Annotated in this window: 26 protein-coding genes and 1 tRNA gene; 25 read left to right on the top strand and 2 right to left on the bottom strand. The window is 63.6% G+C overall.

Annotation, left to right across the window (positions count from 1 at the left end):
- Positions 1-135 precede the first annotated feature (135 nt).
- From NH14_RS30045 to tatC, 18 genes are all read left to right on the top strand, one after another.
- Positions 136-1,071, top strand: coding sequence for an ABC transporter ATP-binding protein (locus NH14_RS30045; protein ID WP_035531761.1), 936 nt, complete (start codon positions 136-138; stop codon positions 1,069-1,071).
- Positions 1,068-1,823, top strand: a complete 756-nt coding sequence (locus NH14_RS30050) for an ABC transporter permease (protein WP_035531649.1) — start codon at positions 1,068-1,070, stop codon at positions 1,821-1,823. Before NH14_RS30045 ends, NH14_RS30050 begins: the two co-directional genes overlap by 4 nt.
- Before the next feature lie 27 nt (positions 1,824-1,850).
- Positions 1,851-2,090, top strand: coding sequence for a BolA family protein (locus tag NH14_RS30055; RefSeq protein WP_035531648.1), 240 nt, complete (start codon positions 1,851-1,853; stop codon positions 2,088-2,090).
- Between the two features lie 108 nt (positions 2,091-2,198).
- Positions 2,199-3,461, top strand: coding sequence for a UDP-N-acetylglucosamine 1-carboxyvinyltransferase (gene murA, locus NH14_RS30060; RefSeq protein WP_035531758.1), 1,263 nt, complete (start codon positions 2,199-2,201; stop codon positions 3,459-3,461).
- The gene (gene hisG / locus NH14_RS30065; RefSeq protein WP_035531646.1) at positions 3,458-4,144 is read left to right on the top strand and encodes an ATP phosphoribosyltransferase; all 687 of its coding nucleotides are present in this window, start codon (positions 3,458-3,460) and stop codon (positions 4,142-4,144) included. Before murA ends, hisG begins: the two co-directional genes overlap by 4 nt.
- Positions 4,145-4,197: 53 nt before the next feature.
- The gene (hisD, locus tag NH14_RS30070; protein WP_035531644.1) at positions 4,198-5,517 is read left to right on the top strand and encodes a histidinol dehydrogenase; all 1,320 of its coding nucleotides are present in this window, start codon (positions 4,198-4,200) and stop codon (positions 5,515-5,517) included.
- 262 nt (positions 5,518-5,779) lie between these two features.
- On the top strand, positions 5,780-6,856 hold the full coding sequence (gene hisC / locus NH14_RS30075) for a histidinol-phosphate transaminase (protein ID WP_035531755.1): 1,077 nt from the start codon (positions 5,780-5,782) through the stop codon (positions 6,854-6,856).
- Positions 6,857-6,950: 94 nt separating this feature from the next.
- Entirely contained in the window at positions 6,951-7,538 is a 588-nt protein-coding gene (hisB, locus tag NH14_RS30080) for an imidazoleglycerol-phosphate dehydratase HisB (RefSeq protein ID WP_035531642.1), read from the top strand.
- Positions 7,539-7,550: 12 nt separating this feature from the next.
- Entirely contained in the window at positions 7,551-8,192 is a 642-nt protein-coding gene (hisH, locus tag NH14_RS30085; protein ID WP_035531640.1) for an imidazole glycerol phosphate synthase subunit HisH, read from the top strand.
- A 183-nt stretch (positions 8,193-8,375) separates the two neighbouring features.
- The gene (gene hisA, locus NH14_RS30090; protein ID WP_035531639.1) at positions 8,376-9,128 is read left to right on the top strand and encodes a 1-(5-phosphoribosyl)-5-[(5-phosphoribosylamino)methylideneamino]imidazole-4-carboxamide isomerase; all 753 of its coding nucleotides are present in this window, start codon (positions 8,376-8,378) and stop codon (positions 9,126-9,128) included.
- A 183-nt stretch (positions 9,129-9,311) separates the two neighbouring features.
- Positions 9,312-10,085, top strand: coding sequence for an imidazole glycerol phosphate synthase subunit HisF (gene hisF, locus NH14_RS30095; RefSeq protein WP_035531638.1), 774 nt, complete (start codon positions 9,312-9,314; stop codon positions 10,083-10,085).
- Positions 10,086-10,089: 4 nt separating this feature from the next.
- Positions 10,090-10,530 carry a phosphoribosyl-AMP cyclohydrolase gene (hisI, locus tag NH14_RS30100; protein WP_035531636.1) on the top strand — a complete coding sequence of 147 codons (441 nt, stop codon included), beginning with the start codon at positions 10,090-10,092 and terminating at the stop codon, positions 10,528-10,530.
- Positions 10,527-10,895, top strand: a complete 369-nt coding sequence (locus tag NH14_RS30105) for a phosphoribosyl-ATP diphosphatase (RefSeq protein ID WP_035531634.1) — start codon at positions 10,527-10,529, stop codon at positions 10,893-10,895. The genes hisI and NH14_RS30105 overlap by 4 nt, the downstream gene beginning before the upstream one ends.
- A gap of 113 nt (positions 10,896-11,008) precedes the next feature.
- The gene (locus NH14_RS30110) at positions 11,009-11,413 is read left to right on the top strand and encodes a DUF4870 family protein (protein ID WP_035531753.1); all 405 of its coding nucleotides are present in this window, start codon (positions 11,009-11,011) and stop codon (positions 11,411-11,413) included.
- 70 nt (positions 11,414-11,483) lie between these two features.
- Positions 11,484-11,852, top strand: coding sequence for a histidine triad nucleotide-binding protein (locus NH14_RS30115; protein WP_035531632.1), 369 nt, complete (start codon positions 11,484-11,486; stop codon positions 11,850-11,852).
- 242 nt (positions 11,853-12,094) lie between these two features.
- Positions 12,095-12,337, top strand: a complete 243-nt coding sequence (gene tatA / locus NH14_RS30120) for a Sec-independent protein translocase subunit TatA (RefSeq protein WP_035531630.1) — start codon at positions 12,095-12,097, stop codon at positions 12,335-12,337.
- Positions 12,338-12,386: 49 nt separating this feature from the next.
- A complete protein-coding gene (gene tatB / locus NH14_RS30125) occupies positions 12,387-12,941 on the top strand; it encodes a Sec-independent protein translocase protein TatB (RefSeq protein ID WP_035531629.1) in 555 nt (184 codons plus the stop codon).
- 57 nt (positions 12,942-12,998) lie between these two features.
- Positions 12,999-13,787, top strand: a complete 789-nt coding sequence (gene tatC / locus NH14_RS30130; protein WP_035531628.1) for a twin-arginine translocase subunit TatC — start codon at positions 12,999-13,001, stop codon at positions 13,785-13,787.
- Between the two features lie 84 nt (positions 13,788-13,871).
- Here the strand turns inward: tatC and NH14_RS30135 are convergent, their stop codons facing one another.
- Complete coding sequence (locus NH14_RS30135) at positions 13,872-15,086, bottom strand: Do family serine endopeptidase (RefSeq protein WP_035531626.1); 1,215 nt, start codon at positions 15,084-15,086, stop codon at positions 13,872-13,874.
- Positions 15,087-15,105: 19 nt separating this feature from the next.
- On the opposite strand from NH14_RS30135, the gene NH14_RS30140 reads away from it, so the two are divergent.
- From NH14_RS30140 to NH14_RS30170, 7 genes are all read left to right on the top strand, one after another.
- The gene (locus NH14_RS30140) at positions 15,106-15,852 is read left to right on the top strand and encodes a Nif3-like dinuclear metal center hexameric protein (protein ID WP_035531623.1); all 747 of its coding nucleotides are present in this window, start codon (positions 15,106-15,108) and stop codon (positions 15,850-15,852) included.
- A gap of 172 nt (positions 15,853-16,024) precedes the next feature.
- Complete coding sequence (gene petA, locus NH14_RS30145) at positions 16,025-16,645, top strand: ubiquinol-cytochrome c reductase iron-sulfur subunit (protein WP_035531620.1); 621 nt, start codon at positions 16,025-16,027, stop codon at positions 16,643-16,645.
- On the top strand, positions 16,645-18,045 hold the full coding sequence (locus tag NH14_RS30150; protein ID WP_035531617.1) for a cytochrome b: 1,401 nt from the start codon (positions 16,645-16,647) through the stop codon (positions 18,043-18,045). Before petA ends, NH14_RS30150 begins: the two co-directional genes overlap by 1 nt.
- A 24-nt stretch (positions 18,046-18,069) precedes the next feature.
- Entirely contained in the window at positions 18,070-18,852 is a 783-nt protein-coding gene (locus tag NH14_RS30155; RefSeq protein WP_035531750.1) for a cytochrome c1, read from the top strand.
- Positions 18,853-18,964: 112 nt separating this feature from the next.
- A complete protein-coding gene (locus tag NH14_RS30160) occupies positions 18,965-19,576 on the top strand; it encodes a glutathione S-transferase N-terminal domain-containing protein (protein WP_027797364.1) in 612 nt (203 codons plus the stop codon).
- Positions 19,577-19,655: 79 nt separating this feature from the next.
- Entirely contained in the window at positions 19,656-20,153 is a 498-nt protein-coding gene (locus tag NH14_RS30165) for a ClpXP protease specificity-enhancing factor (protein ID WP_035531614.1), read from the top strand.
- A gap of 18 nt (positions 20,154-20,171) precedes the next feature.
- A tRNA-Thr gene (locus NH14_RS30170) sits at positions 20,172-20,247 on the top strand.
- A gap of 68 nt (positions 20,248-20,315) precedes the next feature.
- Here the strand turns inward: NH14_RS30170 and NH14_RS30175 are convergent.
- On the bottom strand, positions 20,316-22,850 hold the full coding sequence (locus NH14_RS30175; RefSeq protein WP_035531611.1) for a type IIG restriction enzyme/methyltransferase: 2,535 nt from the start codon (positions 22,848-22,850) through the stop codon (positions 20,316-20,318).
- Positions 22,851-22,928: the final 78 nt, after the last annotated feature.

Consider the following 22,928-nt stretch of genomic DNA (forward strand, 5'->3'; position numbering starts at 1 on the left):
TAATCAAACGTTTTTTGGGCGTTGCCCCGGTTTTCGGGAGCTTCGAAGGCGGTATAGCCGTCCCCAATTCCGGTCTTCCCCGCAGCGTAGATGCACCTATCAGCCGCGCCGTTCGCGACGGGCGGCGTTTCAGTCATGCCAGCCATAGAAATCCGCAACGTCAAAAAGCGCTACAAAGAGCTTCAGGCGCTCAAGGGCGTCAGCTTCACCGTAGAAGAAGGCGAGTTCTTCGGGCTGCTCGGCCCGAACGGCGCAGGCAAGACGACGCTCATCAGCTGTCTTGCCGGCCTCGCGCGCGCTGACGAAGGCTCGATTACCGTGCGCGGTCACGACGTGGTGCACGACTATCGCAACGCGCGCCGCAATCTCGGCGTGGTGCCGCAGGAACTGGTGTTCGATCCGTTTTTCACGGTGCGCGAGACGCTACGCATCCAGTCCGGTTATTTTGGCCTGCGCAGCAACGATGCGTGGATCGACGAGATCATGGCCAATCTCGACCTCACCGAAAAGGCCGATGTGAACATGCGCGCGCTGTCGGGCGGCATGAAGCGCCGCGTGCTGGTCGCGCAGGCGCTGGTGCACCGGCCGCCCGTGATCGTGCTCGACGAGCCCACCGCCGGCGTGGACGTCGAGCTGCGCCAGACGCTCTGGAAATTCATTGCGCGCCTGAACCGCGAAGGCCACACCATCGTGCTCACCACGCACTATCTGGAGGAAGCGCAAGAGCTGTGCGATCGCATCGCCATGCTGCGGCGGGGCGAGGTGGTGGCGCTCGAGCGCACCAGCACGCTGCTGCAACGCTTTGCGGGCACGCAGCTGTTCGTGCGCTTTTCCGAAGGCGTGCTGCCCACCGAGCTGCGCGCGCTCGAAGTGGAAACGTCTGATTTGCCGAACGGCCGTGAGCGCCAGCACCTGCTGCGCCTCGCCAACTACGACGAAGTCGAGCGCATTCTGTCGCTGTGCCGCGCGAACGGCTGCAAACTGGAAGAAGTGGAAGTGCGCAAAGCCGATCTGGAGGATGTCTTCGTACAGGTGATGAACGGTCCTGAAGTCATCGAGGGGCTGGCATGAGCGGCTTTCGTACCCTGTTCTACAAGGAAGTGCTGCGTTTCTGGAAGGTCTCTTTCCAGACCGTGCTCGCACCGGTCATCACCGCGCTGCTCTATCTGACGATCTTCGGCCACGCGCTGCGCGGCCACGTGGAGGTGTATCCGGGCGTCGAGTACACGAGCTTCCTGATTCCCGGGCTCGTAATGATGAGCGTGCTGCAAAACGCCTTCGCGAACTCGTCTTCTTCGCTCATTCAATCGAAGATCACGGGCAATCTCGTATTCGTACTATTACCGCCGCTGGCCGCCTGGGAGATGTTTGGAGCCTACGTGCTCGCTTCGATCGTGCGCGGCCTCGCCGTTGGCGCGGGCGTGTTCGTCGTGACGATCTGGTTCATCCCGATGAGCTTTTCCGCGCCGCTCTACATCATCGCGTTTGCGGTGCTCGGCTCGGCGATCCTCGGTACGCTCGGCCTGATCGCCGGGATCTGGGCCGAGAAGTTCGACCAGCTCGCGGCGTTTCAGAACTTTCTTATCATGCCGCTCACGTTCCTTTCGGGCGTGTTCTATTCGACGCATACGCTGCCGCCGGTCTGGCGCGAGGTGTCGCGGCTGAACCCGTTTTTCTACATGATCGATGGCTTCCGCTACGGTTTTTTCGGCTTGTCCGACATTAACCCGCTCGCAAGTCTCGCGATTGTTTTCGTCTTTTTCGTGGTGCTGGCCACGCTGGCGATGCGTCTGCTCGCAAGCGGCTATAAGCTGCGCCACTAAATGCAATTGAGGCAGGAGCCACCCACCATGTTGCCGACTCCGGAACAGGTCAAGCAGTACATCTCGGCAGGGCTCGCGTGCGAGCATCTCGAAGTCGAGGGCGATGGTCAGCACTTCTTCGCGACGATCGTGTCGCCCGCGTTCGAAGGCAAGCGCCTGATCCAGCGCCATCAGCTCGTCTATGCGGCGCTCGGCGAGCGCATGCGCGAGGAAATCCACGCGCTCAGCATGAAGACGCTCACGCCCGCCGAATGGCAGAACGCATAATCTGGAATCTCAGTGCGAATCACCCAGGACAATGGCGCCGCCGCGAGCGGCGCTGCACAACATGACGCGAAGCCGCAAGCCGGCCGCACCGATCAGGAAACCTCAGGCATGGACAAACTCGTCATCGTCGGCGGGCAGCAGCTCGCAGGGGAAGTGACCGTTTCGGGTGCGAAGAACGCGGCGCTCCCCATTCTCTGCGCGAGCCTGCTGAGCGCGGAACCCGTCCATCTGGACAACGTGCCCGACCTCCAGGACGTGCGCACCACGCTCAAGCTGCTCAACCAGATGGGCGTGCGCACGGAGCAGGATGGCAACCGCGTGCAGCTCGACGCCTCGAAGGTCGATAACCTCGTCGCGCCGTATGAGCTCGTGAAGACCATGCGCGCGTCGATTCTCGTGCTCGGGCCGCTCGTCGCGCGCTTCGGCGAGGCGAAGGTGTCGCTGCCGGGCGGCTGCGCGATTGGCGCGCGCCCCGTGGACCAGCACATCAAGGGCCTCCAGGCGATGGGCGCCGAGATCAACATCGAGCACGGCTTCATCGAGGCGCGCGCGAAGCGCCTGAAGGGCGCGCGCATCGTCACCGACATGATCACGGTCACCGGCACGGAAAATCTGCTGATGGCCGCCGTGCTGGCCGACGGCGAGACGGTGATCGAGAACGCCGCGCGCGAGCCCGAAGTGGGCGACCTCGCGCACCTGCTCGTGGCGATGGGCGCGAAGATCGAGGGCATCGGCACCGACCGCCTCGTCATTCAAGGTGTGGAAAAGCTGCATGGCGCAGAGCATACGGTCATTCCTGACCGCATCGAAGCCGGCACCTTCCTGTGCGCGGTGGCGGCCGCGGGCGGCGACGTCACGCTGCGCCGCGTGCGCCCTGGCATCCTCGACGCCGTTACCGACAAACTGCGCGAAGCGGGCGTGGCGATCGAAGAGGGCGACGACTGGATGCGCGTGCGCATGCATGAACGCGCGCGCGCCGTGAACCTGCGCACCGCGGAATACCCGGCGTTCCCGACCGATATGCAGGCGCAGTTCATGGCGCTCAACGCGATCGCGGACGGCACCGCTCAAGTCGTGGAAACGATCTTCGAGAATCGCTTCATGCACGTGCAGGAACTGAACCGCCTGGGCGCGAGCATCACGATCGACGGCAAGACGGCGCTGGTCGCCGGCGTCGAGAAGCTTTCGGGCGCGAAGGTCATGGCGACCGATCTGCGCGCTTCGGCGAGCCTCGTGATTGCCGGCCTGTGCGCCGACGGCGAGACGCTCATCGACCGCATCTATCACCTCGACCGCGGCTACGACCGCATGGAAGAAAAGCTCAACAAGATCGGCGCGAAAGTGAAGCGCATCAAGGGGAATGCGGCATGAGCACGGTCGAGTCCAAGCCCACGCCGGCCGCCGCCGCCGGCGCGCCGCTCACGCTGGCGCTCTCGAAGGGCCGCATCTTCGAAGAGACGATGCCGCTGCTCGCCGCCGCGGGCGTGGAGGTGACCGAAGACCCGGAAACCTCGCGCAAGCTGATACTGCCGACGACCGACCCGAATCTGCGCGTGATCATCGTGCGCGCGACCGACGTGCCCACGTATGTCGAGTACGGCGCGGCCGACTTCGGCGTGGCTGGCAAGGACGTGCTGCTCGAACACGGCGGCGACGGGCTCTATCAGCCGATCGATCTCGACATCGCGCGCTGCCGCCTCTCGGTGGCCGTGAAGTCGGGCTTCGACTACGCGAATGCCGTGCGCCAGGGCGCGCGGCTGCGCGTGGCCACCAAGTACACGGAATCGGCGCGCCAGCACTTCGCGGCCAAGGGCGTGCACGTCGACCTCATCAAGCTTTATGGCTCGATGGAACTCGCGCCGCTCGTCGGCCTCGCCGACGCGATCGTCGACCTCGTCAGCACGGGCGGCACGCTGCGTGCGAACAATCTGGTCGAGGTCGAGGAGATCATGGACATCTCTTCGCGCCTCGTCGTGAATCAGGCGGCGCTCAAGTTAAAGCGCGCCGCGCTGCGGCCGATTCTCGACGCGTTCGAACGCGCGTCGCGTGCATAAACGCGCCTAACTCGCGCAATACCCGCACTTAACCGTTCCGGATGGATATCAGCATGGCTATCACGATGCGCAAACTCGATTCGAGCGCCGAAGGCTTCAAGGCGGCGCTGCATGGCGTGCTCGCCTTCGAGGCGAGCGAGGACGAGGCCATCGAGCGCTCGGTCGCGCAAATTCTCGCCGATGTGAAGGCGCGCGGCGACGCCGCCGTGCTCGACTACACGAACCGCTTCGACCGCCTGAGCGCCACCAGCGTCGACGCGCTGGAGCTGCCGCTGAGCGAGCTCGAGGCGGCGCTCGAAAGTCTCGAACCCAAGCAGCGCGCGGCGCTCGAGGCGGCGGCCGCGCGCGTGCGCGGCTACCACGAGAAGCAGCGCATCGAGTGCGGCTCGCATAGCTGGCAGTACACCGAAGCCGACGGCACCGTGCTCGGCCAGAAGGTCACGCCGCTCGACCGCGTGGGCCTCTACGTGCCGGGCGGCAAGGCTGCGTATCCATCATCCGTGCTGATGAACGCGATTCCCGCGCGGGTTGCGGGCGTGCGCGAGATCATCATGGTCGTGCCCACGCCCGATGGTGTGAAGAATCCGCTCGTGCTGGCGGCTGCGCTGCTCGGCGGCGTCGACCGCGTATTCACCATCGGCGGCGCGCAGGCCGTGGGCGCGCTCGCTTATGGCACCCGCACCATTCCGGCCGTCGACAAGATCTGCGGCCCGGGCAACGCCTATGTGGCCTCAGCCAAACGCCGCGTGTTCGGCACGGTCGGCATCGACATGATCGCCGGGCCCTCCGAGATTCTCGTGCTGTGCGACGGCACGACCGATCCGCGCTGGGTCGCGATGGACCTGTTCTCGCAGGCCGAGCACGACGAGCTCGCGCAATCGATTCTGCTGTGCCCTGACGAAGCGTTCATCAAGCGCGTGGAAGACGCCATCGACGAGCTCCTGCCCACCATGCCGCGCGCCGAAGTCATCGCGACGTCGCTCACGAACCGCGGCGCGCTCGTGAAGGTGCGCGACATGGCCGAAGCTTGCGCGATCGCCAACGACATCGCGCCCGAGCACCTCGAAATCTCGGCGCTCGATGCGCAGAAGTGGGGCGTCGAAATCCGCCATGCGGGCGCGATCTTCCTCGGCCGCTACACGAGCGAGAGCCTCGGCGACTACTGCGCGGGGCCGAATCACGTGCTGCCTACGTCTCGTACCGCACGTTTCTCGTCGCCGCTCGGCGTCTATGATTTCATCAAGCGATCGAGCGTGATCGAGGTGAGCGCGGAGGGCGCGCAAACGCTCGGCGAGATCGCCGCGGAACTCGCCTACGGCGAAGGCCTCCAGGCTCACGCGCGCAGCGCCGAGTACCGCATGAAGCAGGTCTGAAGCGGCACTAGAATCAAAACAGCGCGGCATGCATGAGCTTCATGCGTGCCGCACACCCCCGAGGAGACGTTCGCAAGCATCGGCGCGAAAGACGCACGCACGCCTGAGCCCAATGTTTGGAACACCGAAGTAACCCGCGCGCCCCAAAGCAGGTATGGGCGCCAACCGGGACGGCCCTGCAGCGCATTGGCGCCGCAGTTCGCCGGCGCATCCGGCTGGCCGTCCGTGCCGGCTCCACGCCTCGCGCGCGAGCCAATCGACAATGACGACACCACTAGACATCATCCGCCCCGACGTGCTCGCAATGACGAGCTACCCGGTTCCCGACGCCACCGGCTTCGTGAAGCTCGACGCCATGGAGAACCCGTACACGTTGCCGACCGCGCTCGCGGCGCAACTGGGCGAGCATCTCGCGGGCGTCGCGCTCAACCGCTATCCGGCGCCGCGCCCCGAAGCGCTCATGGCGAAGCTCAAGGCCGCGATGCAAGTGCCGCCCGGGTGCGACGTGCTGCTCGGCAACGGCTCGGACGAGATCATCAGCATGATCACGATGGCGTGCGCGAAGCCGGGCGCGAAGGTGCTCGCGCCGGTGCCGGGCTTCGTGATGTATGCGATGTCGGCGAAATTCGCGCAGGTGGAGTTCGTCGGCGTGCCGCTCAAGGCCGATTTCACGCTCGATTGCGATGCCATGCTGGCCGCCGTCGCCGAGCACCGGCCGGCCGTGATCTGGCTGGCGTACCCGAACAACCCGACTGGCACGCTGTTCGCCGATGCCGACATCGAGCGCATTATCGAAGCTGCCGATGCAGCGGGCGGGCTCGTCGTGATCGACGAGGCTTATCAGCCGTTCGCGCAGGCGAGCTGGATGTCGCGCGCGGGCGCCTTCGATAACATGGTCGTGATGCGCACGATGTCCAAGCTCGGGCTCGCGGGCATCCGTTTGGGCTACCTCGCGGGCCGTACGGCATGGCTCAACGAATTCGACAAGGTGCGCCCGCCCTATAACGTGAATGTGCTTACCCAGGCCACCGCCGATTTTCTGCTCGACCATATCGACGTGCTCGACGCGCAGGCTGCCCAATTGCGCGCGGACCGGGCGCAATTGGCCGCCGATGTTGCAAAGCTGCCGGGCGCCGAAGCGTTCGAAAGCGCCGGCAATTTCCTGCTGGTGCGCGTGCCCGATGCCTCCGCCGTGTTCGATACCCTGCTGACGGCGCGGGTTTTGGTCAAAAACGTGAGTAAAATGCACCCATTGCTGGCGAATTGCGTACGCCTGACCGTCGGGACCCCCGACGAAAACGCGCGCTTGCTCGCCGCCCTGAAGCTCGTGCTCAAGTAATCCGATCTCATCGGCCTGAAGCGCACAGTGTCACCAGCGCTTCGGGCTTTTGTTCCATGAACCCTCCGTTACGGGCTGTTTGAAGGAAATTGCCATGCGCGTCGCGCAAGTCGTTCGCAATACCAGCGAAACGCAAATCAGCGTGAAAATCAATCTGGACGGCACCGGCGAGCAGAAGCTCGCGACCGGCGTGCCGTTTCTCGACCACATGCTCGACCAGATCGCGCGACACGGTCTGATCGATCTGGAAGTCGAGGCGCATGGCGATACCCATATCGACGACCACCATACGGTGGAAGACGTCGGCATCACGCTCGGCCAGGCGGTCGCGCAGGCCATCGGCGACAAAAAGGGCATCCGCCGCTACGGCCACGCCTACGTGCCGCTCGACGAGGCGCTCTCGCGCGTGGTGATCGACTTCTCGGGCCGTCCGGGCCTCGAGTTCCACGTGCCGTTCACGCGCGCGCGCATCGGCACGTTCGATGTCGATCTGTCGATCGAATTCTTCCGCGGCTTCGTCAATCACGCGGGCGTGACGCTCCACATCGACAATCTGCGCGGCCTGAACGCGCACCACCAGATGGAAACCGTGTTCAAGGCCTTCGGCCGCGCGCTGCGCCAGGCCGCCGAGCTCGATGAGCGCCAGGCAGGCAAGATTCCGTCGACCAAGGGCAGCTTGTAAGCGGTAGCCGAGATGAAAACTTCAATTGCGATTGTGGATTACGGGATGGGCAACCTGCGTTCGGTGGCCCAGGCGCTGAAACAGGCCGCGCCGGAAGCCGACGTGCAGATCGTCGAGCGCCCCGAGGCGATTCGCGCGGCTGACCGCGTCGTGCTGCCGGGCCAGGGCGCGATGCCCGACTGCATGCGCAGCCTCGCGGAATCGGGCTTGCAGGACGCCGTGCTCGAAGCCTCGCGCACCAAGCCGTTGATGGGCGTGTGCGTGGGCGAGCAGATGCTGTTCGACTGGAGCGCCGAAGGCGACACGAAGGGGCTCGGCCTGCTCCCCGGCAAGGTCGTGCGCTTCGAGCTCGAAGGGCGGCTCCAGGACGACGGCTCGCGTTTCAAGGTGCCGCAGATGGGCTGGAACCGCGTGCGCCAGTCGCGCGCGCATGCGCTGTGGGACGGCGTGCCCGACGAAAGCTTCTTTTACTTCGTGCACAGCTACTATGTGGTGCCGGCCGACCCGGCCCATACGGTAGGCGAAACGCCGTACGGCGCGGCCTTTACCTCGGCGGTGGCGCGGGATAACATCTTCGCCACCCAATTCCACCCGGAAAAGAGCGCTGCGGCGGGCTTGCGCGTCTATCGCAACTTCGTTCACTGGAACCCCTGATTCACGTGCGGCGCTGTTCGTTCGAAGGCCAAGGCCTGCGCGCATGCGTCGCCCAAAGCCGATTTGCATCAGCAAGGCTGCCGAAAGAGTTGTACTAAACTAGCGAAACGGCGTCGGATCGGGGCTCAGCCCCGACCGTTGCCGGCTGATTCCAACCACACTCCCTGATATCACCCGATTGCTATGCTGCTGATTCCGGCCATCGATCTCAAAGACGGTCACTGCGTTCGCCTAAAACAAGGCGATATGGACCAGGCGACGATTTTTTCCGAGGAACCGGCGGCCATGGCCCGACATTGGGTCGAGCGCGGCGCGCGGCGTCTGCACCTCGTCGATCTGAACGGCGCGTTCGCCGGCAAGCCGAAGAACGAAGATGCGATTCGCGAGATCATCCGCGAAGTCGGCGACGAGATCCCCGTGCAGCTTGGCGGCGGCATCCGCGACCTCGACACCATCGAGCGCTATCTCGACGACGGCCTGTCCTACGTGATCATCGGCACTGCTGCCGTGAAGAACCCGGGCTTCCTTCAGGAAGCGTGCACGGCGTTCGGGGGCCATATCATCGTCGGGCTCGACGCGAAGGACGGCAAGGTCGCCACCGACGGCTGGAGCAAGCTCACGGGCCACGAAGTCGTGGATCTCGCACGCAAGTTCGAGGACTACGGCGCCGAGTCGATCATCTACACCGACATCGGCCGCGACGGTATGCTCCAGGGCATCAACATCGAAGCGACGGTGCGCCTCGCGCGCGCGGTGAAGATTCCGGTGATCGCAAGCGGCGGCCTGTCGAATCTCGCCGATATCGACGCGCTGTGCGAAGTCGAGGACGAAGGCATCGAAGGCGTGATCTGCGGCCGCGCGATCTACTCGGGCGATCTCGATTTCGCCCAGGCGCAAACGCACGCGGACAGCCTGCGCGAGTCTGACGACGCTTGAAGCGTTGCGTGGGCGGCCTCCCGGTGGGGGCCGGTCCACTTTTGGGTTCTCGGTGCGACCGGCAAGGGGCGGCAAGTCCGTTCCTGAAGATTCGGCCGCCGGCTAATTTCGCGATAACCGCTATCGCGCGACTATAGGCGTAGCTGCCGCGGTTTCGGCGCGCCTGGCAACATCGGCAAGATCATGGCTCTACCCAAACGCATCATTCCCTGTCTCGACGTGACCGCCGGGCGGGTCGTCAAGGGCGTCAACTTCGTCGAGTTGCGCGACGCGGGCGACCCCGTCGAAATCGCGCGCCGCTACGACGACCAGGGCGCCGACGAGCTCACCTTCCTCGACATCACGGCCACTTCGGACCAACGCGATCTGATCCTGCCGATCATCGAAGCGGTGGCCTCGCAGGTCTTCATTCCGCTGACGGTGGGCGGCGGCGTGCGCGCCGTCACCGACGTGCGGCGTCTGCTCAACGCCGGCGCCGACAAGGTCGGCATGAACTCGTCGGCCGTTGCCAATCCGCAACTCGTGCGCGATTCCGCCGATAAATACGGCTCGCAGTGCATCGTCGTGGCCATCGATGCGAAGCGCATGTCCGCACCGGGCGAAGCGCCGCGCTGGGAAGTGTTCACGCACGGCGGCCGCAAGGCCACGGGTATCGACGCCGTCGAATGGGCGCGCAAGATGGCCGAGTTCGGCGCGGGCGAAATCCTGCTCACGAGCATGGACCGCGACGGCACCAAGAGCGGCTTCGATCTCGCGCTCACGAGCGCGGTGTCCGACGCGGTGCCGATTCCCGTGATCGCCTCGGGCGGCGTTGGCGGCCTGCAGGATCTCGCGGACGGCATCGTCAAGGGCCATGCCGACGCCGTGCTGGCCGCAAGCATCTTCCACTACGGCGAGCACACCGTGGGCGAGGCCAAGCGCTTCATGGCCGGGCAGGGCATTTCGGTGAGGATGTGACGTCATGAGCAACGCTGATACTGGCAACAAACCTGCCAGCGACATCGCAAAGGCCGGCTGGCTCGACAAGGTCAATTGGGACGCCAACGGCCTCGTGCCCGTGATCGCCCAGGAAGCCACGACCGGCGACGTGCTGATGTTCGCGTGGATGAACCGCGAAGCGCTCGCCAAGACGGTAGAACTGCGCCGCGCGGTTTATTTTTCGCGCTCGCGCCAGCGCCTGTGGTTCAAGGGCGAGGAGTCGGGGCACGTGCAGCAGGTGCACGACATCCGCCTCGACTGCGACGAAGACGTCGTGCTGCTCAAGGTCGAGCAGGTGTCGGGCATCGCGTGCCACACGGGCCGTCACTCGTGCTTTTTCCAGCAATTCGAAGGCACCGTCGACGAAGGCCGCTGGGTCGCCGTCGATCCCGTGCTGAAAGACCCCGAACACATCTACAAATGACGCAACTGAACACCAACGACACCCTGCTGCGCCTTGCAGCGGTGATCGACAGCCGCAAGGGCGGCGACCCCGATGCTTCCTACGTCGCGCGCCTCTTTCACAAGGGCGATGACGCCGTGCTCAAGAAGGTCGGCGAAGAAGCCACCGAAGTCGTGCTGGCCGCCAAGGACGTGCGCCAGGGCGGCGCGCCGAAGGCGCTGGTCGGCGAAATGGCCGATCTGTGGTTCCATTGCCTCGTCACGCTTTCGCATTTCGAGCTGAGTCCCGCCGACGTGCTGGCGGAGCTGGAGCGCCGCGAAGGGCTTTCGGGTCTCGAAGAAAAGGCCCTGCGCAAGAGCCGCGAGCGCGAAGAAAACGGCGACTGATGCCGCGAGATTGAATTCGGGCCCCGGATTCGAGTCGAATTCTCGGGCCGGGCGATCGGCGCCCCTCGCCCATGAGATGCACGCGAGTCGTGCTCGACAGGGAGATGCCATATATGTCCACCCCCGGCGGCTATCCGCCTCCTGCCTACCGCACTCCGGAGCGCGATCCGCTCGACGCGGATCGTCTGCGCAGCCTGCGCACGCTTACGCACGTCCTGTATGGGCTTTACGCGTTCTACTGGCTTACCGGCGGCGTGACCGTGCTGGTGGCGATCATCATCAACTACATCAAGCGCGACGAGGCCGTGGGCACGCCCTACGAGCAGCACTTCACGTGGCAGATCCGCACGTTCTGGCTTGGGCTCGTGGGGCATTTGATCGGTATTGCGCTCTTGTTCGTGCTGATCGGCATTCCGGTTTTGTGGGCTGTCGCAATCTGGACGTTGTACCGTATCATCAAAGGCTGGCTGTATCTGCACGACAACAAGCCGTTGTCCGATCCGCGCGCGTGGTTCTGACGCGCTAGTACGCTGGGTCTCGGAGCGAAATCCGGCACGCTTTCTCTTCGCACGGCTGCCCAGGAACACTATGAGTCACGACCGCAGCACCTGTCTCTTTTGCAAGATCGCCGACGGCCTGATCCCGAGCACGCGCGTCTATGAAGACGACGAGTTCATTGCGTTCCGTGACATCCGGCCGGCGGCACAAACTCACGTGCTGGTAATCCCGCGCCAACATATACCCACCCTTGCCGATTGCGGTGAAAACGAGGCTGCGCTGCTTGGTAGAATGTTTGTATTGGTTGCGCGGTTGGCGAGAGAGCTGGGCGTGTCCTACACAGGCGGCGAGACCGGCTATCGCACCGTGGTGAATACGGGACCCGGCGGCGGACAGGAGGTCTATCACCTGCACGCGCATCTGCTGGCCGGGCCGCGTCCGTGGCAGCGAATGGGATAGCGCGCTTGCGCGCCAGAACGGCAGAACCCGCAGGAGCGGCTGAAAAAGGGGCGCATTGCCACGCAGCCGAAATACCTTACAGGTAGCATACCGGGCGCGTTGCCCGACAACCCGCCTGGCACCGGACACACGGCGTTGCGCCGGACCGGTCGATGGGCGCGGGCGTCATGAAGCGCGTTCGCGCGCCAATGTTTATTCGCTGCGTATGAGGCGCGGCAACGGGGTTAAGGAGAGTTTTGATCATGGGTTCGTTGAGCATCTGGCATTGGCTGATCGTGTTGTTGATCGTGGCGCTCGTCTTCGGCACGAAGAAGCTGCGCAATATCGGCAGCGATCTGGGCGGTGCGGTGAAGGGTTTCAAGGAAGGCATGCGCGAGGGCGAAGAGTCCGGTGCCGATACGCAAAAGCGCGAACTGCCGAATAACGGCGGCACGGTCGATGTCGACGCCAAGGACAAGACCCCGCGTTCGAACGACTTCCGCTAAGCGCGGCAGCCGTTATTTCCCGCCTCACGGCTGACGGAAAGCTTTATCCATGCTCGATCTGGGTCTAACCAAGATGGCGCTGATCGGCGTCGTCGCGCTGGTCGTTCTCGGGCCGGAGCGTCTGCCGCGCGTCGCGCGTACGGCAGGCGCCCTGTTCGGGCGCGCGCAGCGCTATGTCAACGACGTCAAGGCGGAAGTCACGCGCGAAATCGAACTGGACGAATTGCGCCGCATGAAGGGCGAGTTCGAAAAGGCCGCGCACAACGTCGAGAACACCGTTCACGAGAACCTGCGCAAGCATGAAACTGAGCTGAACGACGCCTGGAACGCGGGCACGGGTGGCATGTCCAGCACAGCCGGCAGCGCCGATTCGGATGCGTCCGGCGTGGCCGGCGGCGCGGGTGATTCGGGCGGCGTCACGTCATGGCGCTCGGGCGCCGCGAATGCGGCTGGCGTCAAACGCAAGAACTGGCGCGTGAAACAAACGGCTACGCCGGTCTGGTACAAGCGCGCGACGCTGCGGCGCACGCGCGTGCAATCGGGCGCCGCGCGCGTCGCGCAGCACACGCCGGCGAGCCTGCGCCGGCCCACGCGCTTTCTCTGATGCCTCGCTACTGCAGTCGAGCTTGAATTTGTCTATCTCCAACCCCCGAGGGCCGGTGTGAGCGACCCACAACAAACACAAGACGAGGGCACTGAAGAGACCTTCATCTCGCACCTCGTCGAACTGCGCGACCGCATCATTCGCGCGGGCATTGCCGTGATCGTCGTGTTCGTCGGGCTCGTGTACTGGGCGCCGGACATCTTCAGGCTGCTCGCCCGCCCGCTGATGCAGAACCTGCCGCGCGACGGCAAGATGATCGTCACCGACGTGACCGGCTCGTTCTTCGTGCCAATGAAGGTGACGATGCTGGTTGCCTTCGTGATTGCGCTGCCATTCGTGCTTTACCAAATCTGGGCGTTCGTCGCGCCAGGCCTTTACCAGCACGAAAAGAAGCTGGTCGCGCCGCTGGTGGGGAGCAGCTACACGCTGTTCCTGTGCGGCATGGCGTTCGCGTATTTCGTCGTGTTTCCCACCATCTTCCGGGTGATGGCGCATTACAACGCGCCGCTCGGTGCGGAGATGACGACGGATATCGACAATTACCTGAGCTTCGTGCTCACGATGTTCATCGCTTTTGGCGTGACCTTCGAGGTGCCGATCATCGTCGTGCTGCTCGTGCGCATGGGCGTGCTGACGGTGAAGAAGCTCAAGGAGATTCGTCCTTATGTGATCGTTGGGGCGTTCATCGTTGCCGCGGTTGTCACGCCGCCGGACGTGTTCTCGCAGCTTATTCTGGCGGTGCCGCTGATCGTGCTGTATGAAGCGGGGATTATCGCGGCGCGGCTGTTCATCGGGACCGGCGAGAAGAGCGCCACCGACGAGAGCGAGGCCGCGAACGAGTCCTAAGCCAGTCACGAAGCAAGAAAGAAAGGCCGCGAACGGGAACGTTTCGCGGCCTTTTTCTTGCGCTTGCCGGTTCAGTGCGGGCCGTCAACCGCCTTCGTCGTCGCCTTCGTCGTCCTGATTCTGCTGCTTGGGCGGCGGCGGGCGCTTGCCAATCGTCACGTTCAGGTCCATGTCCTTGTTCTTGCGCACGAGGTGAACCTTGGCGGCGGTGCCCGGCTTGATCTGCGCAATGACGTTCAACAGGCGCGTGGTGTCGGTGATGTCTTCTCCGTTCACCGTGGTCAGGACGTCGCCGGGCTTGATGCCGGCCTTGTCGGCGGGGCCGCCCTGGAGCACGCCCGCGACGATCGTGCCTTGCTTCTGGTTCAGCCCGAACGACTCGGCGATCTCGGGCGTCACGTCCTGCGGCTCCACGCCGATCCAGCCGCGCGTGACCGTGCCCGTCGTGATGATGCTCTCCAGCACGCTGCGCGCCGTGGAGACGGGGATGGCGAAACCGATGCCGAGCGAGCCCCCCGAGCGCGAATAAATGGCCGTGTTGATGCCGAGCAGGTTGCCGTTCGCGTCGACGAGCGCGCCGCCCGAGTTGCCCGGATTGATGGGCGCATCGGTCTGGATGAAGTTCTCGAACGTGTTGATGCCAAGATGGTTGCGCCCGAGCGCGCTGATGATGCCCATCGTGACCGTCTGGCCCACGCCGAACGGGTTGCCGATGGCGAGCACGACATCGCCCACGCGCGCCTGGTCCATGCGCCCGAGCGTGATGGTGGGCAGGTTCGGCAGATTGATCTTGAGCACGGCGATATCGGTTTCCGGATCGATGCCGATCACCTTCGCATTGGTGGTGCGGCCGTCGGAAAGCGCGATTTCGATCTGATCCGCGCCGTCGATCACGTGCTGGTTCGTTAGAATGTAACCGTCCGGACTGACAATCACACCCGAACCGAGGTTCGCGGCGGGCTGTTCCTGCTGCTTACGGTTGGTATTGGGTTTGCCGAAGAAGTAGCGAAATAGCGGGTCGTTCTGGCGCGGATCGGGCGGCAGCGACCCGTCCTTGCTCGAGAACACGTTGACGACCGCGGGCATCGCCTTCTGGGCCGCATCCGCATAGGAGCTCTGCGCGGGACCGCCGCCGATGCCCGGCGCCACTTCCCGCAATGCGACGATCGGCTCCGCGAGCTGCTTGCCGAGTTGCCCCTGGTGCTGGAGCCATTGCGGCTTGAGCGTCGCGATGATGAACATCAACGCCAGCAGGACCGTCACCGCCTGGGCGAAGAACAGCCAAAAGCGTCTAAGCATCTGAAGATTAGAGGATTATATGGATCGGATCGAACTGGAATTGTATCTGAACAATCTTCTGGAATCCGCGCGGTTCAAGGACTACTGCCCGAATGGCTTGCAAGTGGAAGGGCGGCGTCGCGTGGAGAAGATCGCGACCGGCGTGACTGCCTCGCTCGCCTTCCTCGAAGCCGCGCTGGAGTGGGGCGCCGACGCCGTGCTGGTCCACCACGGCTACTTCTGGCGCAATGAGGCGCCGCAGATCACGGGACGCAAGCACCGCCGCCTCAAGGCGCTTCTGGCGAACGATCTCAATCTCTTCGCCTACCATCTGCCGCTCGACAGCCACCCTGAACTGGGCAATAACGCGCAGTTGGGCGCCAAGCTCGGCTGGATCGGCGAAAAACGCTTCGGCGACCAGGATCTGGGGTGGATGACCACGCTGCCCATGCCCATCACGCTCGCGCATTTCTCGGCGCAAGTCGAGCAGACGCTCGGCCGCGCGCCGCTCGTGCTCGGCGACCCCGACTGGGAACTGCGCCATGTGGCCTGGTGCACCGGCGCGGCGCAAGGCTACTTCGACGCGGCGATCGACGCGGGCGCCGATGTCTTCCTGACCGGCGAGATCTCGGAGCCCACGACTCACACCGCGGCCGAAAGCGGTGTGGCGTTCCTTGCCGCAGGCCACCACGCCACTGAGCGCTTTGGCGTGCAGGCAGTCGGCGCGCACCTTGCCGAGGCATTCGACATCGAGCATCTCTTTATCGACATCCACAATCCGGTCTAGCCAGAAAATGGCCCCATTTTCTGGGGGAAAACCCCGAGTTATCAAGGACTTCGCACGGTTTTTGGAGCACGCCTCTTGTAAATGCCAACTCCATTCGAGCAAACTAGCGTTCGGCAGCACCGCGGGTTTGCTGGCGTGACGGATAAATCCAACTCAGAAGTGGGGCGATGTGATGCGAGACAATGAGAACGACCGCGTCGACGGCAGCCGCCGTACCTGGCTGATTGCGACGTCCGTAGCAAGTGGCATTGGAGGCGTAGCCACTGTCGTACCTTTCGTAGCTTCGTTTGCACCATCCGAAAAAGCCCGCGCGGCCGGCGCGCCGGTTGAAGTCGACATCAGCGGACTCGAAGCCGGCACGATGATGACCGTGGCGTGGCGCGGCAAGCCCGTGTGGATCCTCAAGCGCACCGAGCGCATGATGGCCGACTGCAAGAAGGCTGATCCCGAGCTGGCGGACCCTCACTCCGAGCATCCTTTCTCGATGCCGCTGCCAGACTACTGCAATAACGAGTACCGCTCGCGCGCCGAGCATCAGAACATTCTCGTGGCCGTTGCCGTGTGTACCCATCTGGGCTGCACGCCCACGCCGCGCTTCCAGGAAGGCCCGCAGGCCAACCTGCCCGACGACTGGCCCGGCGGCTTCCTGTGCCCGTGCCACGGCTCCACCTACGATCTCGCCGGCCGCGTGTTCAAGAACAAGCCCGCGCCGCAGAACCTCGACATCCCCCGGTACATGTTCACGTCTCCGACGCGGATCGTGATCGGCAAGGACGAGAAAGGAGAAGCGTAATGGCGACGACGGGACACGACAAAGAAGTCACAACGACGGGCGCTTCTTCGGGACTCGTCGGCTGGATCGACAAGCGCTTTCCAATGACGTCGACCTGGAAAGCGCATCTGTCCGAGTACTACGCGCCGAAGAACTTCAACTTCTGGTACTTCTTCGGCTCGCTCGCGCTGCTGGTGTTGGTGAACCAGATCGTCACCGGCATCTTCCTCACCATGAACTACAAACCCGACGCGACGCTCGCGTTCGCGTCGGTCGAGTACATCATGCGCGAGGTGCCGTGGGGCTGGCTGATCCGATACATGCATTCCACCGGTGCATCGATGTTCTTCGTGGTCGTGTATCTGCACATGTTCCGCGGGCTGCTGTACGGTTCTTACCGCAAGCCGCGCGAACTCGTCTGGATCTTCGGCTGCGCGATCTTCCTGTGCCTGATGGCCGAAGCGTTCTTCGGCTATCTGCTGCCGTGGGGCCAGATGTCGTTCTGGGGCGCGCAGGTGATCGTGAACCTGTTCTCGGCGATTCCTTTCATCGGCCCGGACCTGTCGCTCTGGATCCGCGGCGACTACGTAGTCTCCGATGTCACGCTCAACCGCTTCTTCGCATTCCACGTGATTGCGATTCCGCTCGTGCTGATCGGGCTCGTAGTCGCGCATATCGTGGCGCTGCATGAAGTGGGCTCGAACAACCCCGATGGCGTCGAGATCAAGGAGAAAAAGGACGCGAACGGCATTCCGCTCGACGGCATTCCGTTCCATCCGTACTACTCCGTGCACGACTTCATGGGCGTGTGCATCTTCCTGATGATCTTCGCTGCGATCGTGTTCTTCGCGCCGGAGATGGGCGGGTACTTCCTCGAAGCCAACAACTTCGTGCCGGCCAACTCGCTGCAGACGCCGCCCGAGATCGCGCCTGTCTGGTACTTCACCGCGTTCTACGCGATGCTGCGCGCCACGACGGACCCGTTCAAGATCGTGCTGATGATCGTGATCGCGCTGCTCGGCCTGCTTGCGCTGTTGCGCGCACGTGGCAAGTGGCGGGCGGGCCTGCCGGTGCTGGCGATCCTCGTGATCCTGGCGATGCACTTCACCGAGTCGAAGTTCTGGGGCGTCGTGGTGATGGGCACGGCGGTCGTTTCGCTCTTCTTCCTGCCGTGGCTCGACCGCGCGCCGGTGAAGTCGATTCGCTACCGGCCGCTGTTCCACAAAGTCTTTCTCGCGATCTTCGTGTTCGCGTTCCTGACGCTCGGATTCCTCGGAACCCGGCCGCCCTCGCCGGCAGCGACGCTGATCGCCCAGATCTGCGCGCTCGTCTATTTCGCGTTTTTCCTCGGCATGCCGTTCTGGACGACGCTTGGCACCTTCAAGCAGCCGCCCGAGCGCGTGCGGTTCAAGCCCCATTAATCAGCGAGCGAGGAAGACACGATGATGAAATCTCTCTTTTCGACGCTCGCAAGGGCGACCGGCGCGGGCATTGCCGGAGTTGCGCTGGCATGCGCTCTGGGATTCGGGGTGGGATCGGCTGCGGCGCAGGAAAACATTCCGCTCGACCACGCACCCGATAACGGCGAAAATCTTGCTTCGCTGCAACATGGCGCGCAATTGTTTGTAAACTATTGCCTGAATTGCCATAGTGCGAACTTGATGCGCTACAGCCGGCTGGAAGCTATCGGCATCCCGCAGAAGCAAATCGAAGATAATCTCCTTTTCACGACCGATAAAGTCGGCAACACGATGTCCATCGCGATGCGCCCGGACGACGCCAAGACGTGGTTCGGCGTGGCGCCGCCGGACCTCTCCGTGGAAGCGCGTGCGAAAGGACGCGACTGGCTGTACACGTATCTGCGCAGCTTCTATCGCGACGACACGCGGCCGACCGGCTGGAACAACCTGGCGTTCGAAAACGTGAGCATGCCCAACGTACTTTGGCAATTGCAGGGCGTGCGCACGGCGAAGTTCGAAGACATTGTGGAAGAGGAAACGGGGGAGAAGGTCCGCCGTTTTGTGGGGTACCAACAGGTCACACCAGGGAAGCTTTCGCCGGTAGATTATGATTCTGCCGTGGCCGACCTTGTTGCATACCTTGGCTGGATGGCCGAGCCGGAGCAGAAAACCCGCAAGCAGCTCGGGGTCTGGGTGCTCCTGTTCCTCGGCGTTCTGAGCTTTTTCGCGTGGCGACTGAACGCTGCGTACTGGAAAGATATCAAATAATCACGTCCTGACCGACGTGGGCCGGTGCGACGAGACACCGCCTGATGGTTCAGCGACCGTCAGACGGTGTGTTGCCTGCCGGCCTTTTGGGTTTATTGAGGAAATGTAAATCATGATGGTTCTGTACTCCGGCACTACCTGCCCGTTCTCCCAGCGCTGCCGGCTGGTGTTGTTCGAAAAGGGCATGGACTTCGAAATCCGTGACGTCGACCTGTTCAACAAACCGGAAGACATCGCCGTGATGAATCCGTACGGTCAGGTGCCGATTCTGGTCGAGCGCGACCTGATTCTGTACGAATCGAACATCATCAACGAGTACATCGACGAGCGCTTCCCGCACCCGCAGCTGATGCCGGCCGATCCGGTCCAGCGCGCCCGCGCGCGCCTGTTCCTGCTCAACTTCGAGAAGGAACTGTTCGTGCACGTGAGCACGCTCGAAAACGAGAAGGGCAAGGCTGCCGAGAAGAATCACGAAAAGGCGCGCCTCGCGATCCGCGACCGCCTCACGCAGCTCGCGCCGATCTTCCTGAAGAACAAGTACATGCTGGGCGAAGAGTTCTCGATGCTCGACGTCGCGATCGCGCCGCTGCTGTGGCGCCTCGACCACTATGGCATCGAACTGTCGAAGAACGCCGCACCGCTCATGAAGTACGCCGAGCGTATCTTCAGCCGTCCGGCCTATATCGAAGCGCTGACGCCTTCGGAAAAGGTGATGCGCCGCTAAGCCGGTGTTGTAACAGGAGGCGGCGGGTGCCGGGTGGTTGTTTGGCTGCCGGGTGCGCCGCCTTGTCAGAGGATTGTTGATGCAAGAGATTTCCACCAAGCCGTATCTGCTGCGCGCGCTGTACGAGTGGTGCACCGACAACGGCTTCACGCCGCACATTGCGGTGCGAGTCGACAACCGCACGCGCGTGCCGCGCCAGTTCGTGCGTGACGGCGAGATCGTGCTGAACATCAGCTTCGAGGCCACGAGCCAGCTGCAGATGGGCAACGAGATGGTCGAGTTCCACGCCCGTTTTTCCGGCAAGTCGCACAAGATCGAGGTGCCCGTGTCGAACGTGCTCGCGATCTACGCGCGCGAGAACGGCCAGGGCATGGCGTTCCCGGTCGACGCGCCGCCGGGCGACGCCGATGACGTGCTGCCGTCCGCCCAGGAGCATGACGACGAAACGGCGCCAGTTGCTGCCGATGCGGCGCGTGAAGCCGAGGCGCCGGAGCCGGCTGTGTCTGTCCCCGAAAAGGACAAAGGCGACGACAGCGCTGCGAAGGGTGGAAAGGGTCACCTCAAGATCGTGAAATGAGGTAGAATCGCGGGCCACGCCGGCTTAGCTCATCTGGTAGAGCAGTTGATTTGTAATCATCAGGTGGCGGGTTCGAGTCCTGCAGCCGGCACCAAATGCATCGAAAAGGGTTATCGCTTCGTGAGCGGTAACCCTTTTTCGTTTTGGGTGTGGATCGAGGCGCTATTGCTTCCGGCCGCTGCCCTCCACCAGCCCGATCTCTTCCTGTCCCAGCCCATACGCCGCATAAAGCGACAAATCGATCTCGCGCTCGAGCGCTTCGCCTTGCGCCTCCTGTCCCGATTGTTTCAACCGCAGCAACGTATCCACCAAGCGCACAATCTCTGCGCGCACTGCTATATCAGCAGGCACCGGCAATGCGTCGATCATCGCCTTGGTAAACGCCACGCCGCCGTTATAGCTCGACGCCCCATAGCGTGCGCGCGTGACAAATCCCGCGAGCGGGCAGTTCAGCACCGCAGCCGCGAATTTCAGCAGGTTCTCGTCGTTGGAGCGCAGGATCAGCGTTGTCTTGCCCGGGATTGTGTCGCCAGCGAGATCGAGCGTCGCATGCAGATGCGTGAGGCCTTTCACGATCACCTTTTTCGCGTCCGCCCTCGTGCCGTAGCTGTTTGCGAATGTCGCCGCGAAACGCGAACGCTCGACCACGGGACGCGCGTAGCGGCGTCCGAGATAGGTCATCGGCTTGCTGCCCCAGCGTGAGGCGTAGCGGCCCAGCGTGCCGGTGTTGACCACGCGGTAGTGACGGCGCGCATCGAAGCCGTCTTGCGCTTCGTCCATCAATGGCGCGAGCCGGTAAGCGTCCGCCGTCGCGCAGGCGTTCTCGCATCGCAGCAGCGAGCCCAGCGCCGGATGCGCATGGATGAGCCGCCGTACGAACGCAAAGTGCGGCGAGAGCAGTGCATCGAGCGCCCATGGCGCTTCGAGCTCGCGTTTGCGCACGCGCGCGAGCGGCGTGAGTGTTGGCCCTTCGAGGCGCGCCGTCTCGATGTGGTCCGTGCCGGACTTGCGATACACCGTCACGATCGAATCGACCTGCGCGCGTTCGAATACTTCGCGGCCCAGCGCGACGATGCGCGCGATCGTGTCGAGATGGTGCGAACGGAACGCGGAGCCGAACGGCTTCGCGAGCCATTTGTCGGGTGTGAGAAAGGCCATCGTTCCGTGCTGCGCGGTCAGTGCGAGGCCCAGTTCCATGAAGACGATGTAGAGGTCCCAGTTGCCGCGCGCGCTCGGCCAGCGCTGTGCGAGCGCTTCGCGCAGGGGCTTGTGGCCTTCGTTGATCATGCGTTCGGAGTCGATGTACGGCGGGTTGGCGATGACGGCATCGAAGGCGTCGTCGCGTTTTGCGTCGAAGACGATGGGGTCCAGCACGGCATTGCCCTGTTTCAGATGGGCTTCGAGATCCGGCAGCGTGGCGAAAACACCGTCGTCGTCGTACGTCGCGTGCGCGAGTAGTTCAAACGCGAGGCGAAGGCGCGCGAGGCCGAGCGCCTGGTCGTCGATATCCATGCCGAACAGATTGTGTTCGACGATTGCGCGTTTCTCGCGATAAAGCGCGGCGTCGACGCGTTGCCGCTGCACGGGTGTTTCGTCGTGAGCGCGTGTGATGACGTGGCGGTCCGTCACCGTCTCGATTCGTAGTCCAGCGAGCGCAGGATTATCGCGATCGTCGAACAAGCCGAGGCGCGACTTTACCGCGAGCAATTCGTCGAGCGCGGAAGCGAGCAGATGTCCGGTTCCAACGGCCGGATCGCATACGCGCAGCGCGGCGAAGATCGTGCGCGCCTCTTCTTTGTTGTCAATTGATTTGGATAGCTGATCGATAGTCTTGCAATGCCAGCCCTTAACGTGGTTGAAGCGCCCCAGCACCGCACCCGTGATGGCTTCGCGTGCGAGAAACGTGGCGACGCTCTCCGGCGTGTACCACGCGCCGTCGCGATAACCGTTGAGCTTTTCGAAGACGAGCCCGAGCGTTGCGGAATCGACGCGCTTTCCGTCCGCGCTCGCGTCAAACCCGAACTCGAATTCATCGAGGAAATCGAGCAGATCAGCGGCTGTATTGCGCGCATGAGGGGGCAGCGCGGAATCTAGCGAGCCGAGCGTGACCGCATGCTTCGCGAGATCGGCGGGCTCGAACGTGGAGCCGTCGAAGCGCGGCAGATGCGGATAGCGGCGCGGCGACCCGGCGTCAGGCGAGCCACCACCGAGCACTTCGCGCCAGAGCACATCGAGCTCGGCGAACGTGCCAATGCGTTCGCTGTGCAGAAAGGCATAAGCGGGATCGCGTTCGTGCAGCATCAGCAGCCGCGCCTCCAGCAGCTTGAGGAACATGACGCGGCCGATCCAGGCGATGCAAAGCCGCAGAGCAGCGCGAAAGATGAGGGCTTCTCGATCCGGCGAGCAAGCGGGGGCGCGCGAGTTCGTCAGGTTCGGCACGGACGCTTCGGGTGCTTCCAGTGCCTCCGTGCCCGCGATCGCCAACTCGACAAGCGCGCCGGGCCTGCGTTCATCCGGAGCGCACCGCACAACGACGGCCTTGCCGCTTGCCACGGTTTCCTGCAAGCCGGCGATCCGCAGCAGCCCCGCATAGAAGCCTGCGTCGAGTCCGGCGCGGTTGGTGTGGTTGGCGCGCGCGCTTCGCTTATCGGTGCTGCCCGCGCGTTTTGCACGACTCGATTGGTTCGTCTCTGGCATGTTCTGGTTGTGCGCCCCTGCGCGAATTGCCGCTCATTTTACTGGCCGCGTGCGGCTGTTCGTTTCCGTCGTTCGTCC

It is taken from the genome of Paraburkholderia sacchari, from assembly GCF_000785435.2.
Classification (GTDB): Bacteria; Pseudomonadota; Gammaproteobacteria; order Burkholderiales; family Burkholderiaceae; genus Paraburkholderia; species Paraburkholderia sacchari.